The following is a 14,417-nucleotide window of genomic DNA, read 5'->3' as shown; positions in this document are numbered from 1 at the left end:
ACGTACGCGTGAGCGGGCCGAGGGCAAGGAGACACCTGTGGCGACGGCAGGATCCGGCGTACGCGGCCGGTCGACCCGGCAGCGCGCCGCCGTTGCGGCGGCGCTGAAAGAGGTGGACGAGTTCCGCAGCGCGCAGGAGCTGCACGACATGCTCAAGCACCGCGGGGACTCCGTGGGCCTGACGACCGTCTACCGCACGCTGCAGTCCCTCGCGGACGCGGGCGAGGTCGACGTGCTGCGCACCAGCGAGGGCGAGGCCGTCTACCGCCGCTGCTCGACCGGCGAGCACCACCACCACCTGGTGTGCCGCGGCTGCGGCAAGGCCGTCGAGGTCGAGGGACCGGCCGTCGAGGAGTGGGCCGAGTCCGTCGCGGCGGAGCACGGCTTCGTGAACGTGGCGCACACCGTGGAGATCTTCGGCACCTGCGCGGAGTGCGCGGCGGCCGGGGGCTGAACCAGGCGCCCCGGGCGGGTACGAACCGCCCCGGGACGCGGCAGTGACGTACGGAGGGCGCGGCCCCCCTCGGGGGCGGCCGCGCCCTCCACGTCTGCCCGGGCGCCGTGGCGCCGCCCTGCGGGCCGCCGTCAGCCCTCGGCGCCGGCCGTCCCGTCGCCCCGCATCGCGCTCTCCATCGCGAGGAGCTCCTCGTTGGGCACGGCGCCGCCGAAGCGGCGGTCGCGCTGGGCGTACTCCAGGCAGGCCCGCCACAGGTCGCGGCGGTCGAAGTCCGGCCACAACACGTCCTGGAAGACCATCTCGGCGTACGCGCTCTGCCACAGCAGGTAGTTGGAGGTGCGCTGCTCGCCGCTCGGCCGCAGGAACAGGTCGACGTCCGGCATGTCCGGGTAGTACAGGTACTTGGCGAAGGTCTTCTCCGTGACCTTCGAGGGGTCGAGCCGCCCCGCCTTCACGTCGGCCGCCAGGGCCTGCGCCGCGTCCGCGATCTCGGCGCGGCCGCCGTAGTTCATGCAGAAGTAGAGGGTGAGCCGGTCGTTGTCCTTCGTCTGCTCCTGGGCGATCTGGAGCTCCTGGGCGACGGACTTCCACAGCTTGGGCATCCGGCCGACCCAGCGGACCCGGATGCCGAGCTCGTCGAGCTGGTCGCGGGTCTTGCGGATGAAGTCCCGGTTGAAGTTCATCAGGAAGCGCACCTCGTCCGGGGAGCGCCGCCAGTTCTCGGTGGAGAAGGCGTACAGGGAGATGCTGCCGACGCCCGCCTCGATCGCGCCCTGGAGGACGTCCAGCACCCGCTCGGCGCCGACCTTGTGCCCCTCGGTGCGGGGCAGGCCGCGGTCCTTGGCCCAGCGGCCGTTGCCGTCCATGACGATCGCGACGTGCCCGGGGACGAGCTCGCCGGGGAGCTTCGGCGGGCGCGCGCCGGACGGGTGCGGCTCGGGGTCCTTGTACTGACGCTTGGAGCGCCCGAGGATTCCGCGTCGTGCCATGGCCATGCGGCTCACATCTCCTAGTTCTCTACTTCTCCACGTAGCGGAGCGAGCGCAGTCCGCGCTCCAGGTGCCAGTGCAGGTAGGCGGACACCAGTCCGCTGCCCTCCCGGACGTGGCGGGCCTCGCACGCGTCCGCCGTGACCCAGTCGCCGCTCAGCAGCGCGCTGAGCAGACCGACGGCCTCCGCCGAGGGTACGACGCTGCCCGGCACCCGGCAGTCGCCGCAGACGACGCCGCCCGCCGCCACCGAGAAGAACCGGTTGGGCCCGTGGATCCCGCAGCGGGCGCAGTCCACGAAGGAGGGGGCGTAGCCGTTGACGGCGAGCGAGCGCAGCAGGAAGGCGTCGAGGACGAGGCGCGGGGCGTGCTCGCCGCGGGCGAGGGTGCGCAGGGCGCCGACGAGCAGCAAGTACTGCTGGACGGCGGGCTCCCCCTCGTGGTCGGTGAACCGCTCGGCGGTCTCCAGCATCGCGGTGCCGGCGGTGTACCGGGCGTAGTCGGTGACGATGCCGCCGCCGTACGCGGCGATGGTCTCGGTCTGCGTGCACAGCGGCAGGCCGCGCCCGACGAGCTCGCTGCCGCGGGCGAAGAACTGGACGTCCACGTGCGAGAAGGGTTCGAGCCTGGCGCCGAACTTCGACTTGGTCCGGCGCACCCCGCGCGCCACGGCGCGCACGCGCCCGTGGCCGCGGGTGAGGAACGTGATGATCCGGTCGGCCTCGCCCAGCTTCTGGGTGCGCAGCACGACGCCGTCGTCACGGAACAGGCTCATGGGCCCATTCTCCCGTACGGACGGAGGTGCCCGGTGCCGCTCCCGGCGGGTGGCCGGGCGTCGACCCCCCGGGCCGGGGCACCGCCGCGGGCCCCATAGGGTGGTGATCTCGGTCCGACCGGACCGTGATGCCCCAACCGTCACTTCGCTACCCCATAAGCATGCCTTATGTGGTCATAGACCAGAACCGGGTACCGCTCCACCCCCGCGCTTGTGAGGCTGGCGGACGAGAAGTGCTGACCGTCGAAGGGAACCTGCCATGCCCCGCCCCCTGCGGGTCGCGATCGTCGGTGCCGGCCCGGCCGGCATCTACGCCGCCGACGCCCTGCTGAAGTCCGAGGCCGCCACCGACCCGGGCGTCTCCATCGACCTCTTCGAGCGCATGCCGGCGCCCTTCGGCCTGATCCGGTACGGCGTCGCACCGGACCACCCCCGCATCAAGGGCATCGTCACGGCGCTCCACCAGGTGCTGGACAAGCCGCAGATCCGCCTCTTCGGCAACGTCGACTACCCGTCCGACATCACCCTGGACGACCTGCGCGCCTTCTACGACGCGGTCGTCTTCTCGACGGGCGCCGACGCCGACCGGGAGCTGCGGATCCCGGGCGTGGAGCTCGACGGCTCCTACGGTGCGGCCGACTTCGTCTCCTGGTACGACGGCCACCCCGACGTGCCGCGCACCTGGCCGCTGGAGGCCGAGAAGGTCGCCGTGCTGGGCGTCGGCAACGTGGCCCTGGACGTGGCGCGCGTCCTGGCCAAGACCGCCGACGAGCTGCTGTCGACGGAGATACCCCCGAACGTCCACGAGGGGCTCAAGGCCAACCGGGCCCGGGAGATCCACGTGTTCGGGCGGCGCGGCCCGGCCCAGGCGAAGTTCAGTCCCATGGAGCTGCGCGAGCTGGACCACTCCCCCAGCATCGAGGTCGTCGTCAACCCCGAGGACATCGACTACGACCAGGGCTCCATCGACGCCCGGCGCTCCAACAAGCAGGTCGACATGGTCGCCAAGACCCTGGAGAACTGGGCGATCCGGGACGTCGGCGACCGTCCGCACAAGCTGTTCCTGCACTTCTTCGAGTCGCCGTCCGAGATCCTCGGCGAGGACGGCCGGGTCGTCGGCCTGCGCACCGAGCGCACCGAGCTGGACGGCACGGGCAACGTCAGGGGCACCGGGGAGTTCACCACCTGGGACGTCCAGGCCGTCTACCGCGCGGTCGGCTACCTCTCGGAGGAGCTGCCGAAGCTGCCGTGGGACCCGGCGTCCGGCACCGTCCCGGACGAGGGCGGCCGGGTGGTCGAGGGCGGCGAGCCCGTCCGCTCCACGTACGTCACGGGGTGGATCCGCCGCGGCCCGATCGGTCTGATCGGCCACACCAAGGGTGACGCGAACGAGACCGTCGCGAACCTGCTGGAGGACCACCGCGAGGGCCGCCTGCTGAGCCCCGAGGCGCCGGACGAGGAGGCCGTGGTGCGGTTCCTGGAGGGCCGGGGCGTCGCCTACACCACCTGGGAGGGCTGGTACCGGCTGGACGCGGCCGAGCGGGCGCGCGGCGAGGCGGAGGGCCGGGAGCGCGTGAAGATCGTGGAGCGCGAGGAGATGCTGCGGGCGAGCGGCGTCGAGGTCTGACACCGGCTGCCGGCTGCCGGCTGCCCCGCCGCGGGCGGCCGGCGGCCTTCTCGGCGCGTACGCCGTTCCGGGCCCCTCGGGGGCTCAGAGCGGGGTGCGCGCCGCTTCCATGAGGCGGGTGGTGTCGTCGGGCCGCAGCAGCAGGGCGTTGCCCACGGTGGCGAGGACCTCCCGCTCGGCGGGGCTGTAGGCGCCGTCGGCGAGGGCGATCCGGGCCCCCTGCAGCAGGATCGACTCGCGGCCGGCCGCGGCGAGGTGCGGGGCGAGCGGTTCGAGTGCCTCGTGCAGCTCGATGGCGAGGGCCGCGCCGCACGGCCCGTCCACGTCGCCGAGGTACCGGCCGGTGTCGGCGGCGAGGGCGTCGATGAGGCCGGTGAGGCTGTCGTCGGTGCAGTCCTCGTACCCGGCGGCCCGGACGGCGTGGACCGCGGTCCGCACGGCCGTGGCGGAGGAGGTGCCGCCCGCGGCCAGGACCGCGAGGGCCACGGTGTGCACGGCGTCGCGGAGCATCGCGGAGAACCGGGCCGTGGTGGGGTGGTCCAGGACGTCGGTGCCGAACCGGTCGTGGCAGGCGGCGCACTCGACGACGGGGCCGGTGACCCCGCGCGCCAGCAGCGGGACGCCCAGGAGGGTGAGGCGGCGCTGGCCGGTACGGCGTCGGTAGTTGCGGTCACCGCCGCAGCCGGGGCAGAAGAACTCACCGTCGCCGACGGTGTGCCACGAGGTGTGGACGGAACAAATGCGGAGCTTCCGGCCACGTGATCTCCGCGATCCCCGTGTTGTCTGCACGTCGCACCTCCTGACGCCTCGGCCACCTTGCCGACGTGCACGTGATGTTAGCCACATCCGTGATGCGCCGTCAGTACCTCGTCCGGAGAACGCCAACGACATGGCCGAACCCCGTCCTCGACCGGGGGACGGGGTTCGGCGACGCGGCTCGGGGGACTCAGCGCGCGGAGCGGTTGACCGCCGAGATGACGGCCTTCAGCGAGGCGCGGGTGGTGTTGGCGTCGATGCCGATGCCCCACAGGACCTTGCCGTCGATGGCGCATTCGATGTACGAGGCGGCCTGCGCGGAGGCGCCCTCGCTCATCGTGTGCTCCTGGTAGTCCAGCAGCCGCACGTCGATGCCGATGGACTGCAGCGCGTCGAAGAACGCCGAGATCGGGCCGTTCCCGGAACCGCTCAGCACGGTGTCGACGCCGTCCACGACGGCCTCGGCGGTCAGCGTGTCCGTACCGTCCTTGTCCGTGGTGGTCTGCCCGGACCGCAGCTGGACGCGCCCCCAGGGGTTGTCCGGGTTCGGCAGGTACTCGTCCTGGAAGACGGCCCAGATGTCCTTCGGCGTGACCTCGCCGCCCTCGGCGTCGGTCTTCGCCTGGATGATCCGCGAGAACTCGATCTGCATCCGGCGCGGCAGGTCCAGCTTGTGGTCGTTCTTCAGGACGTAGGCGACGCCGCCCTTGCCGGACTGGGAGTTGACCCGGATGACCGCCTCGTAGGAGCGGCCGACGTCCTTGGGGTCGATCGGCAGGTACGGGACGGCCCACTCGATCTCGTCGACGGTCTTCCCGGCGGCGGCCGCGTCGGCCTCCATCGCGTCGAAGCCCTTCTTGATGGCGTCCTGGTGGGAGCCGGAGAAGGCGGTGTAGACCAGGTCGCCCGCGTAGGGGTGGCGCGGGTGGACCTCCATCTGGTTGCAGTACTCGGAGGTGCGGCGGATCTCGTCGATCTGCGAGAAGTCGATCTGCGGGTCGACGCCCTGCGAGAACAGGTTCATGCCCAGCGTGACCAGGTCGACGTTGCCGGTCCGCTCGCCCTGCCCGAACAGGCAGCCCTCGACGCGGTCGGCGCCGGCCATGACCGCCAGCTCGGCCGCCGCGACGGCGGTGCCGCGGTCGTTGTGCGGGTGGACGGAGAGGCAGACGTGCGCGCGCCGGGACAGGTGGCGCGACATCCACTCGAACCGGTCCGCGTGCGTGGAGGGCGTCGAGCGCTCCACCGTCGCGGGCAGGTTGAGGATGATCTCGCGGCCCTCCTCGGGCTGCCAGACGTCCATGACGCCCTCGCAGACCTCCAGGGCGAAGTCCAGCTCGGTGTCGGTGAAGATCTCCGGGCTGTACTGGTAGCCGAAGACCGTCTCGTCGCCCAGCAGTTTGTCGGCGTACTCCATCACCAGGCGCGTGCCGTCGACGGCGATCTGCCGGACCTGGTCCTTGGAGCCGCGGAAGACGACGCGGCGGAAGACGGGCGCGGTGGCGTTGTACAGGTGCACGGTGGCCCGGTGGGCGCCGCGCAGCGACTCGACGGTCCGCTCGATCAGCTCCTCGCGGGCCTGCGTCAGGACGGAGATCGTCACGTCCGCGGGGATCGCGCCGTCCTCGATGATGGAGCGCACGAACTGGAAGTCGGTCTCGCCGGAGGAGGGGAAACCGACCTCGATCTCCTTGAAGCCCATGCGTACCAGCAGGTCGAACATCTCGCGCTTGCGGGCGGGCGACATGGGGTCGATCAGCGCCTGGTTGCCGTCCCGCAGGTCCGTGGAGAGCCAGCGGGGCGCCTTGGTGATGCGCCGGTCCGGCCACGTGCGGTCGGGGATGTCTACGGCCTCGTACGGGCCGTACTTGTGGATCGGCATCCCGGACGGCTTCTGGGCGTGCGTGGCGTTGGTGACGGGCGTGGGGCGACCGACGGGCTGGGACATGGCGTAGGGCTCCTCGGGTGTCCTGCACGGGACGGCCGACTGGGTCGAAGCAGCACCAGACTCCGCGGGGAGGGGGTCGGCCTACGACTACAGGCCCTCGCCGCGGCGGCTAAGGAGAAGCAGCCCGAAACGCATGATGCGCAGCAGCCTAGCCCAGGGGCGACGGGGGCGGAGGTGCCGTTCCAGTATGCGGGACGCCGCGCCGCCAATCCCCAAAGGGTGAGCAATCACTCCTTTTCGTCAATCCCCGTCGCAACCGGTGACTTTGCGGTGACACGCTGCCACATTGCGAGGTATGACTGCGTTCCCTCGCCCTTCCCGGGTGTTCTGCACGATCGTCCCCCCGCACCTCCTCGACCGGTTGGCCCGCTCCGGCGACACGGCGGCCGCCGCGGCCGCCCGCCGCACCCTCGCCGCGGACGAGGCCAACCGCGCCGCACGCCGCCTGGCCACCGTGACGGGCACCCGCACGGTCGCCCGCGACGCGGCCGGCGGCGCGCCCCGCCGCACGGTCCACGACGCCGAGCACGGCACCCGGCTGCCCGGGAAGAAGGTCCGCGCCGAGGGCCAGGAGCCCGGGGGCGACGCGACCGTCAACCGCGCGTACGCCGGACTCGGCGCCACCTTCACGCTCTTCCTCGAAGCCTTCCGGCGGGACTCGGTCGACGGCGCGGGCCTGCCGCTCGACGCGACCGTCCACTACGGCCGGGAGTACGCCAACGCCTTCTGGAACGGCGAGCAGATGGTGTTCGGCGACGGCGACGGCGAGGTCTTCGAGGACTTCACCCTGGCCGTGGACGTGATCGGCCACGAGCTGGCGCACGGCGTCACCCAGTACACGGCGAACCTCGCCTACTTCAGCCAGCCCGGCGCCCTGAACGAGTCCATGTCGGACGTCTTCGGGTCGCTGGTGAAGCAGTACGCCCTAAGCCAGACCGCCGAGCAGGCCGACTGGCTGATCGGCGCGGGCCTCCTGTCGGACCGTGTGCGGGGCGAGGCGCTGCGCTCGATGAAGGCGCCCGGCACGGCGTACGACGACGACGTCCTCGGCAAGGACCCGCAGCCGGCGCGGATGGCGGACTACGTCGACACGGCCGCCGACAACGGCGGGGTCCACATCAACAGCGGCATCCCCAACCACGCCTTCTACCTGACGGCGACGGCGCTGGGCGGGCACGCCTGGGAGCGGGCCGGGCAGATCTGGTACGACGTGCTGACCGGCGGCAAGCTCAAGGAGACGGCGGACTTCGCCGCGTTCGCCCGGCTGACCGCGGCGGCGGCGCGCGAGCGGTACGGCGCCTCCGGCGCTGAGGCCGAGGCGGTGCTGAAGGCGTGGTCGACGGTGGGCGTGCCGACCGGCGGGTAGACGTGGGCCATGCGAATCGAGGTACGGCGCACGGGTGGCTTCGCGGGCATCGAGCGCAGGGCGGGGGTGGACACCTCCGACCTGCCGGACGCCGACGTGTGGCACCGGCTGGTCGGGGCGGCCCTGCCCGGCGCCACGGCCCGGGACGGGGCCGCGGCCGACGGCACGGTCGGCGGCGGCACGGCGGACGGCGGCACGGTGGGCCGCGGGTCCGCGGACGGCGGCACGGCGGACGGCGGGTCCGGGGGCGGGGCGGCCGGGGACGGGCCCTGTGGCGACGGGTCCGCCGGACGGGGGGCGGGGGTGCCCGACGGGTTCCACTACGAGATCACGGTCGACGGCCGGACGGCGCACTGCGCCGAACCGGACCTGACCGACGCGCAGCGGGAACTGGTGTCGCGGGTGCTGCGGGAGGGGGCGTGAGCGCCCCCTCCGCCGCCCGGCTCAGAAGCCCAGCTTGCGCAGCTGGCGCGGGTCCCGCTGCCAGTCCTTCGCCACCTTGACGTGGAGGTCGAGGAAGACCGGGGTGCCCAGCAGCGCCTCGATCTGCTTGCGGGACTTGATGCCGACCTCCTTCAGGCGCTTGCCCTGGGGGCCGATGACGATCCCCTTCTGGCTGGGGCGCTCGATGTAGACGTTGGCGTGGATGTCGAGCAGCGGCCGGTCCTCGGGGCGGCCCTCGCGGGGCAGCATCTCCTCCACGACCACGGCGATCGAGTGCGGCAGCTCGTCGCGGACGCCCTCCAGGGCCGCCTCGCGGATCAGCTCGGCGACCATGACCTGCTCGGGCTCGTCGGTGAGGTCGCCCTCGGGGTAGAGCGCCGGCCCCTCGGGCAGCAGCGGGACCAGCAGGTCGGCGACGAGCTGCACCTGCTTGTCCCCCACCGCCGACACGGGGACGATCTCCGCCCACTCGATGCCCAGCTCCTTGCCGAGCCGGTCGATGGCGATGAGCTGCTCGGCGAGGGTCCTGGAGTCGACGAGGTCCGTCTTGGTGACGATGGCGACCTTCGGGGTCTTCCTGACCGCGGCGAGCTCCTTGGCGATGTACCGGTCGCCCGGGCCGACCTTCTGGTCGGCCGGCAGGCAGAAGCCGATGACGTCGACCTCGGCCCACGTGGTGCGCACGACGTCGTTGAGCCGCTCGCCCAGCAGCGTGCGCGGCTTGTGCAGGCCCGGCGTGTCCACGAGGACGAGCTGCGCGTCGGGCCGGTGCACGATGCCGCGCACGGTGTGGCGGGTGGTCTGCGGACGGTTGGAGGTGATGGCCACCTTCTGTCCGACCAGGGCGTTCGTGAGGGTGGACTTGCCCGCGTTGGGACGGCCGACGAAGCACGCGAAGCCGGCCCGGTGGGTCGCTTCGGTTTCTGGTTTACGAACGCTCATGGGGGCCATTGTCCCCGATCCGGACACGCGCCACGTACCGCGCGGGTCCGGCGGGCACCGCCGGGGGCGGCCGGAGCCCGCCGGACCCGCCGGTCAGCCCGCCGTCACGGTGGCGCGCACGACCGCGTCCGGGCCGGCCAGCAGCACCGGGGTGGCCGGCCCGCCCAGGTCGCGGACCGCGGCGAGGTCGGCGTCGTCGAGGGCCGCGGCCTCCGAGACGACGGCCGCCGCCTCCAGCGACCGCGCGCCGCTGGCCACGGCCATCGCCACGGCGGTGCGCAGCGCGCTGAGCCGGAGCGACTCCAGGGCGACCGTCCCGGCCACGTACGTGCGGCCGGTCTCGTCCCGTACCGCCGCCCCCTCGGGGACGCCGTTGCGGGCGCGGGCGCTGCGCGCCAGCGTGATGATCTTGCGGTCCTCGGGGTCGAGTTCGGTGCTCTGTGTCATGCCCCGAGGATAAGTCGGCGCCCGGCGCCCTCCCGAGGCAGTCGGCCCACGCACCCCGTCCGGGCGGAGACGGTCCGCCCGTACGGGGTGCGCCTACGGCCGGTCCAGGCGGAGGCGGTCCGCCCGGGGGAGGCCGGCGACGACCAGGTCGTAGGAGTCCTCGACCAGCTCCCGGACGAGCGGCGCGGGCAGGGCGCCGACGGTGACGGTGTTCCAGTGCCGCTTGTTCATGTGGTACCCGGGGACGATCAGCCCGGGGTGCTCGGCGCGCAGCCGCAGGGCCTCCTCGGGGTCGCACTTGAGGTTCAGGTGGAGCGGCCGGGCGTCGAGCGCGCCGAGGGCGAACATCCGCCCGCCGACCTTGAAGACCGACGTCTCCGGGCCGAACGGGAACTCCTCCACCGCGGCGGTGAAGCCCAGGCACAACGCCCTCAGCCGCTCGGGCGTCACGCGGCCTCGTCCTCCGGCTCCGGCGGCAGCGGCTCCGCGAGGACCGTCACGATCCTGTTGCGGCGGCCGGCCGGGGACTCGGCGGTGAGCCGCAGCGCGCGGCCGTCGGGCAGGTCGACCACGGCCGACGCGCCGGCGATGGGCACGCGGCCCAGGGCCTTGGCGAGGAGCCCGCCGACCGTCTCGACGTCCTCGTCGTCGTAGGCGTCGAGCCCGAAGAGCTCGCCCAGGTCGCCGATGTCGAGCCGGGCCGTCACGCGGTAGCGGCCGTCGCCGAGCTCCTCGACGGGCGGCAGTTCCCGGTCGTACTCGTCGGTGATCTCCCCGACGATCTCCTCCAGGATGTCCTCGATGGTGACGATGCCGGCCGTGCCGCCGTACTCGTCGATGACGACCGCGACGTGGTTGCGCTCCTGCTGCATCTCGCGGAGCAGGTCGCCGGCGTTCTTGGTGTCCGGCACGAAGGCCGCGGCCCGCATGGCGGAGGAGACGAGGTCGGACTCGGCCTCGCGGTTGACGTGGGTCTTGCGGACCAGGTCCTTCAGGTACACGATGCCGACGATGTCGTCCTCGTTCTCGCCGGTCACCGGTATCCGGGAGAAGCCGGAGCGCAGGGCGAGGGTGAGGGCCTGGCGGACGGTCTTGTACCGCTCGATGGAGACGAGGTCGGTGCGCGGCACCATCACCTCGCGGACCAGGGTGTCGCCCAGTTCGAAGACGGAGTGCACCATGCGGCGCTCGTCGTCCTCGATGAGCGACTCCTGCTCGGCCAGGTCGACCATGGCCCGCAGCTCCGCCTCGGACGCGAAGGGGCCCTTGCGGAAGCCCCTGCCCGGGGTGAGCGCGTTGCCGATGAGGATCAGCAGCTGCGGGACCGGCCCCATGACGCGGGCCAGCGGCAGCAGGACGTACGCCGCGGCCGTGGCGGTGTTCAGCGGGTGCTGCCGGCCGATCGTGCGCGGCGAGACGCCGACGGCGACGTACGACACGAGGACCATCACGCCGATCGCCACGACCAGCGCGACCCACGTCGTCGCGAACTCCTCCAGGCAGGCGTAGGTGACGAGCGCCCCGGCGGCCATCTCGCAGGCCACCCGGACGAGCAGCGCCACGTTCAGGTACCGGGTCGGGTCCGAGGCGACCTGGGCGAGGCGGGCCGCCCCGCGCCGCCCGGACCGCACGGCCTCGGCGGCGCGGAAGCTGGACACCCGGGCGAGGCCCGCCTCCGCGCACGCAGCGAGCCAGGCGACCACGACGAGCGCGACCGCGCCCAGGACGAGTTGGCCGCTCATGACACGGTCGGCGCCGGGGAGGGGCCGGTCAGGCCCTTCTCCGCCCGCCAGCCGTCGACGATCGCCGCCTGGAGGCCGAACATCTCGGCCTTCTCGTCGGGCTCCTCGTGGTCGTAGCCGAGGAGGTGCAGCACGCCGTGGACGGTGAGGAGCTGGAGCTCCTCGTCCATGGAGTGCTGCGTGGGCGCCTCACGACCCTGCCGCTCGGCGACCTCGGGGCAGAGCACGATGTCCCCGAGCAGCCCCTGCGGCGGCTCGTCGTCGTCCTTCGACGGTGGGCGCAGCTCGTCCATCGGGAAGGACATGACATCCGTCGGGCCCGGCAGGTCCATCCACTGGATGTGCAGCTGCTCCATCGCCTCGGCGTCCACGACGATCACCGAGAGCTCGGACAGGGGATGGATGCGCATCCGCGCGAGGGCGTAGCGCGCGACGTCGAGGATCGCCTGCTCGTCGACCTCGGTGCCGGACTCGTTGTTGACGTCGATCGACATGGTGCTGTTTCGGTCTCTCGCTTCGGGTGGTCAACGCCCGTTTCGGGTGTCGTACTTCTCGTACGCGTCGACAATACGGCCGACCAGCTTGTGGCGGACGACGTCGTGGGACGTGAGGCGGGAGAAGTGGACGTCCTGGACGCCGTCCAGGATGTCCTGCACCTGCCGCAGACCGCTCCTGGTGCCGTTCGGCAGGTCGACCTGCGTGACGTCACCGGTGATGACGATCTTCGAGTCGAAGCCGAGCCGGGTGAGGAACATCTTCATCTGCTCGGGGTTCGTGTTCTGTGCCTCGTCGAGGATGATGAAGGCGTCGTTGAGCGTGCGGCCGCGCATGTACGCCAGGGGCGCCACCTCGATCGTGCCCGCCGCCATGAGGCGCGGGATCGAGTCGGGGTCGAGCATGTCGTGCAGCGCGTCGTACAGGGGGCGCAGGTACGGGTCGATCTTCTCGTAGAGCGTGCCCGGCAGGAAGCCGAGCCGCTCCCCCGCCTCGACGGCCGGCCGGGTCAGGATGATCCGGTTGACCTGCTTGGACTGCAGGGCCTGGACCGCCTTGGCCATGGCGAGGTAGGTCTTGCCCGTGCCGGCGGGGCCGATGCCGAAGACGATCGTGTGCTTGTCGATCGCGTCGACGTACCGCTTCTGGTTGAGCGTCTTGGGGCGGATGGTGCGCCCGCGGCTGGAGAGGATGTTCTGGGTGAGCACCTCGGACGGCGTCTCGGCCTCTCCCCCGGTCTCCTCCTTGAGCATGGCGATCGAGCGTTCCACCGCGTCCTCCGTCATGGGCTGCCCCGTGCGCAGCACCAGCATCATCTCGTCGAACAGCCGCTGTATGAGTGCGACCTCGGCGGCGTCGCCCACCGCGCTGATCTCGTTGCCCCGGACGTGGATGTCGGCGCGGGGGAAGGCCCGCTCGATGACGCGGAGCAGGGAGTCACCCGAGCCGAGCACGGTCACCATCGGATGCTTCGCGGGCACGGTGAAGTGGGCCCGTACCTGATCTGTGGGTGTGTGAGTCATGGGCCGGCCCTCTGGCCTGCGCATACCTCCTGTTGCAGGGTTCTCGCCTGTCGACAACCACTGGACTGTCCAGGGTACGGCGTACCGCACCCGAGCCCGAAGGCTTTTCCCAGGCTCGGGGCGGAGCCGCCTCGGTCCCGGGCGGAGCCGCCCCCGCCTCAGGCGGACCTGCGGAAGCCGATGGTGGGCACCGCGCGGCGCAGCGGCCACCGGCGGCCGGGCGGCGGCACGAGCGCGTCGAGGAAGCCGTACCGGCGCAGCGCCGCGGGCTCCTGGTCGGAGCAGCTCTGCACGTAACTCCACCACGCGGACACCTCGACCCAGCCGGGGGCGGAGAGCGACCCGCCGAACTCCTGCACGGAGAGCGCCGCCGTGAGCCCGGCGAAGGCCAGCCGGTCGGCGAGCGGCCACCCGGCGAGGGTGCCGGTGACGAAGCCGGCGACGAAGACGTCCCCGGCTCCCGTGGGGTCGAGCGCCGTCACGGAGATGGCGGGCACCTCGGCGGTCTCGCCGGTGGCCCCGTCCACGGCGTAGGCGCCGTCGGCGCCGAGCGTCACGACGGCGAGCGGCACCCGGTCGGCGAGGGCGCGGGCGGCGGCCCGGGGGCAGTCGGTGCGGGTGTAGCGCATGGCCTCCTCGGCGTTCGGCAGGAACGCCCCGCAGTGCTCCAGCTCCGCCAGCGCGCCCAGGTCCCACCGGCCGGTCTCGTCCCAGCCGACGTCGGCGAAGATCCGCGTGCCGTGGCGGGCTGCCCCGGCCACCCATTCCTCGGGGCGGCCGGGCACGAGGGAGGCCACGGCGGCACGCGCCCGCGGCGGACAGGTGGGGACCGACCCCTCGGGCGGCGGGGCCTCGTGGCCGTGCGAGACCATCGTCCGCTCGCCGTCGTAGGCCATGGAGACCGTCACCGGCGAGTGCCAGCCGGGCACCGTGCGCGAGCGCGACAGGTCGATGCCCTCGCCGTGGGCGAGGGCGTCCCAGCAGTACTCGCCGTAGTGGTCGTCGCCGAACGCGGCGGCCAGGGAGGTCCGCAGGCCGAGCCGGGCCAGGGCGGTGGCCATGTTGGCGACGCCGCCGGGGCTGGAGCCCATGCCCCGGGCCCAGGTCTCCGTCCCGCGGACGGGGGCGCTGTCGAGACCCGTGAAGACGATGTCCAGGAACACGGTGCCGGTGAGGAAGACGTCGCACTCGGGGTCCTCGGGCGTGCGGAGCCCTCCGAGCGGGTCGACACCGGCGGTGTGCTGGTGCTGCTGTCCTCCGATGGGCTCGGGTGTGGTCACGGCGGGCTCCCCGGTCGCGCGGTGCGGTTCCGGCCAGTCTGCCCGATCCGTCCCGCGTACGCTCCGGGATCGGGGCCGGATCAGGGAGCGGCGTCCGGTGCCGTGGGCCGCGGGGCGGAGGAGGGAG

15 protein-coding genes and 1 pseudogene are annotated in these 14,417 nt (G+C 72.6%); 5 read left to right on the top strand and 11 right to left on the bottom strand.

What is annotated here, in order from left to right; translation table 11 throughout:
- Window positions 1–37: 37 nt before the first annotated feature.
- On the top strand, window positions 38–454 hold the full coding sequence (locus tag ACF053_RS07580; protein WP_391952993.1) for a Fur family transcriptional regulator: 417 nt from the start codon (window positions 38–40) through the stop codon (window positions 452–454).
- A 131-nt stretch (window positions 455–585) separates the two neighbouring features.
- Here the strand turns inward: ACF053_RS07580 and ACF053_RS07575 are convergent, their stop codons facing one another.
- Both ACF053_RS07575 and recO read right to left on the bottom strand, forming a co-directional pair.
- The gene (locus ACF053_RS07575) at window positions 586–1,446 is read right to left on the bottom strand and encodes an isoprenyl transferase (RefSeq protein ID WP_391953206.1); all 861 of its coding nucleotides are present in this window, start codon (window positions 1,444–1,446) and stop codon (window positions 586–588) included.
- Window positions 1,447–1,474: 28 nt separating this feature from the next.
- Window positions 1,475–2,221 carry a DNA repair protein RecO gene (gene recO / locus ACF053_RS07570; protein WP_058944707.1) on the bottom strand — a complete coding sequence of 249 codons (747 nt, stop codon included), beginning with the start codon at window positions 2,219–2,221 and terminating at the stop codon, window positions 1,475–1,477.
- 259 nt (window positions 2,222–2,480) lie between these two features.
- Between recO and ACF053_RS07565 the strand changes: the two genes are divergently transcribed.
- Window positions 2,481–3,848 carry an FAD-dependent oxidoreductase gene (locus tag ACF053_RS07565; RefSeq protein WP_391952992.1) on the top strand — a complete coding sequence of 456 codons (1,368 nt, stop codon included), beginning with the start codon at window positions 2,481–2,483 and terminating at the stop codon, window positions 3,846–3,848.
- Between the two features lie 84 nt (window positions 3,849–3,932).
- Here the strand turns inward: ACF053_RS07565 and ACF053_RS07560 are convergent, their stop codons facing one another.
- Together ACF053_RS07560 and leuA are read right to left on the bottom strand one after the other, a co-directional pair.
- Window positions 3,933–4,637 (bottom strand): TerB family tellurite resistance protein, encoded by a 705-nt coding sequence (locus tag ACF053_RS07560; RefSeq protein WP_391952991.1) that lies wholly within the window; start codon window positions 4,635–4,637, stop codon window positions 3,933–3,935.
- 157 nt (window positions 4,638–4,794) lie between these two features.
- Window positions 4,795–6,552, bottom strand: coding sequence for a 2-isopropylmalate synthase (leuA, locus tag ACF053_RS07555; RefSeq protein ID WP_391952990.1), 1,758 nt, complete (start codon window positions 6,550–6,552; stop codon window positions 4,795–4,797).
- 295 nt (window positions 6,553–6,847) lie between these two features.
- Here leuA and ACF053_RS07550 point away from each other — a divergent pair, with 295 nt between their 5' ends.
- The 3 genes and pseudogenes from ACF053_RS07550 (at window position 6,848) to ACF053_RS30230 (ending at window position 8,341) form a co-directional block, all read left to right on the top strand.
- Entirely contained in the window at window positions 6,848–7,918 is a 1,071-nt protein-coding gene (locus ACF053_RS07550) for a M4 family metallopeptidase (RefSeq protein ID WP_391952989.1), read from the top strand.
- Between the two features lie 9 nt (window positions 7,919–7,927).
- Window positions 7,928–8,071, top strand: a pseudogene (locus tag ACF053_RS07545) (protealysin inhibitor emfourin); the annotation flags it as partial.
- A gap of 45 nt (window positions 8,072–8,116) precedes the next feature.
- Window positions 8,117–8,341, top strand: a complete 225-nt coding sequence (locus ACF053_RS30230) for a protealysin inhibitor emfourin (protein WP_449336532.1) — start codon at window positions 8,117–8,119, stop codon at window positions 8,339–8,341.
- Window positions 8,342–8,362: 21 nt separating this feature from the next.
- Here ACF053_RS30230 and era read toward each other — a convergent pair whose 3' ends face one another.
- From era to ACF053_RS07510, 7 genes are all read right to left on the bottom strand, one after another.
- Window positions 8,363–9,313 (bottom strand): GTPase Era, encoded by a 951-nt coding sequence (gene era, locus ACF053_RS07540; RefSeq protein ID WP_391952988.1) that lies wholly within the window; start codon window positions 9,311–9,313, stop codon window positions 8,363–8,365.
- Window positions 9,314–9,397: 84 nt separating this feature from the next.
- Window positions 9,398–9,751 carry a cytidine deaminase gene (locus tag ACF053_RS07535; RefSeq protein ID WP_391952987.1) on the bottom strand — a complete coding sequence of 118 codons (354 nt, stop codon included), beginning with the start codon at window positions 9,749–9,751 and terminating at the stop codon, window positions 9,398–9,400.
- Window positions 9,752–9,844: 93 nt separating this feature from the next.
- Entirely contained in the window at window positions 9,845–10,201 is a 357-nt protein-coding gene (locus tag ACF053_RS07530; RefSeq protein ID WP_391952986.1) for an MmcQ/YjbR family DNA-binding protein, read from the bottom strand.
- Window positions 10,198–11,493, bottom strand: a complete 1,296-nt coding sequence (locus ACF053_RS07525; protein WP_058944698.1) for a hemolysin family protein — start codon at window positions 11,491–11,493, stop codon at window positions 10,198–10,200. The genes ACF053_RS07530 and ACF053_RS07525 overlap by 4 nt, the downstream gene beginning before the upstream one ends.
- A complete protein-coding gene (gene ybeY, locus ACF053_RS07520) occupies window positions 11,490–11,987 on the bottom strand; it encodes an rRNA maturation RNase YbeY (RefSeq protein WP_228982569.1) in 498 nt (165 codons plus the stop codon). Before ybeY ends, ACF053_RS07525 begins: the two co-directional genes overlap by 4 nt.
- 30 nt (window positions 11,988–12,017) lie before the next feature.
- Complete coding sequence (locus tag ACF053_RS07515; RefSeq protein ID WP_391952985.1) at window positions 12,018–13,010, bottom strand: PhoH family protein; 993 nt, start codon at window positions 13,008–13,010, stop codon at window positions 12,018–12,020.
- Window positions 13,011–13,168: 158 nt separating this feature from the next.
- Window positions 13,169–14,290 carry a carbohydrate kinase family protein gene (locus ACF053_RS07510; RefSeq protein ID WP_391952984.1) on the bottom strand — a complete coding sequence of 374 codons (1,122 nt, stop codon included), beginning with the start codon at window positions 14,288–14,290 and terminating at the stop codon, window positions 13,169–13,171.
- Window positions 14,291–14,417 lie beyond the last annotated feature (127 nt).

The organism is Streptomyces kanasensis (assembly GCF_043077165.1).
Taxonomy (GTDB): Bacteria; Actinomycetota; Actinomycetes; order Streptomycetales; family Streptomycetaceae; genus Streptomyces; species Streptomyces changanensis.
The sequence above is the reverse complement of the archived record's forward strand: the minus strand, read 5'-3'. Positions and strand labels throughout refer to the sequence as shown.

Bases quoted from the DNA above. Each gene is read 5' to 3' on its own strand.
- leuA (WP_391952990.1), bottom strand. From the start codon at position 6,552: ATGTCCCAGCCCGTCGGTCGCCCCACGCCCGTCACCAACGCCACGCAC.
- ACF053_RS07515 (WP_391952985.1), bottom strand. From the start codon at position 13,010: ATGACTCACACACCCACAGATCAGGTACGGGCCCACTTCACCGTGCCC.
- ybeY (WP_228982569.1), bottom strand. From the start codon at position 11,987: ATGTCGATCGACGTCAACAACGAGTCCGGCACCGAGGTCGACGAGCAG.
- ACF053_RS07575 (WP_391953206.1), bottom strand. From the start codon at position 1,446: ATGGCACGACGCGGAATCCTCGGGCGCTCCAAGCGTCAGTACAAGGAC.
- ACF053_RS07550 (WP_391952989.1), top strand. From the start codon at position 6,848: ATGACTGCGTTCCCTCGCCCTTCCCGGGTGTTCTGCACGATCGTCCCC.
- ACF053_RS07565 (WP_391952992.1), top strand. From the start codon at position 2,481: ATGCCCCGCCCCCTGCGGGTCGCGATCGTCGGTGCCGGCCCGGCCGGC.
- ACF053_RS07535 (WP_391952987.1), bottom strand. From the start codon at position 9,751: ATGACACAGAGCACCGAACTCGACCCCGAGGACCGCAAGATCATCACG.
- recO (WP_058944707.1), bottom strand. From the start codon at position 2,221: ATGAGCCTGTTCCGTGACGACGGCGTCGTGCTGCGCACCCAGAAGCTG.
- ACF053_RS07525 (WP_058944698.1), bottom strand. From the start codon at position 11,493: ATGAGCGGCCAACTCGTCCTGGGCGCGGTCGCGCTCGTCGTGGTCGCC.
- era (WP_391952988.1), bottom strand. From the start codon at position 9,313: ATGGCCCCCATGAGCGTTCGTAAACCAGAAACCGAAGCGACCCACCGG.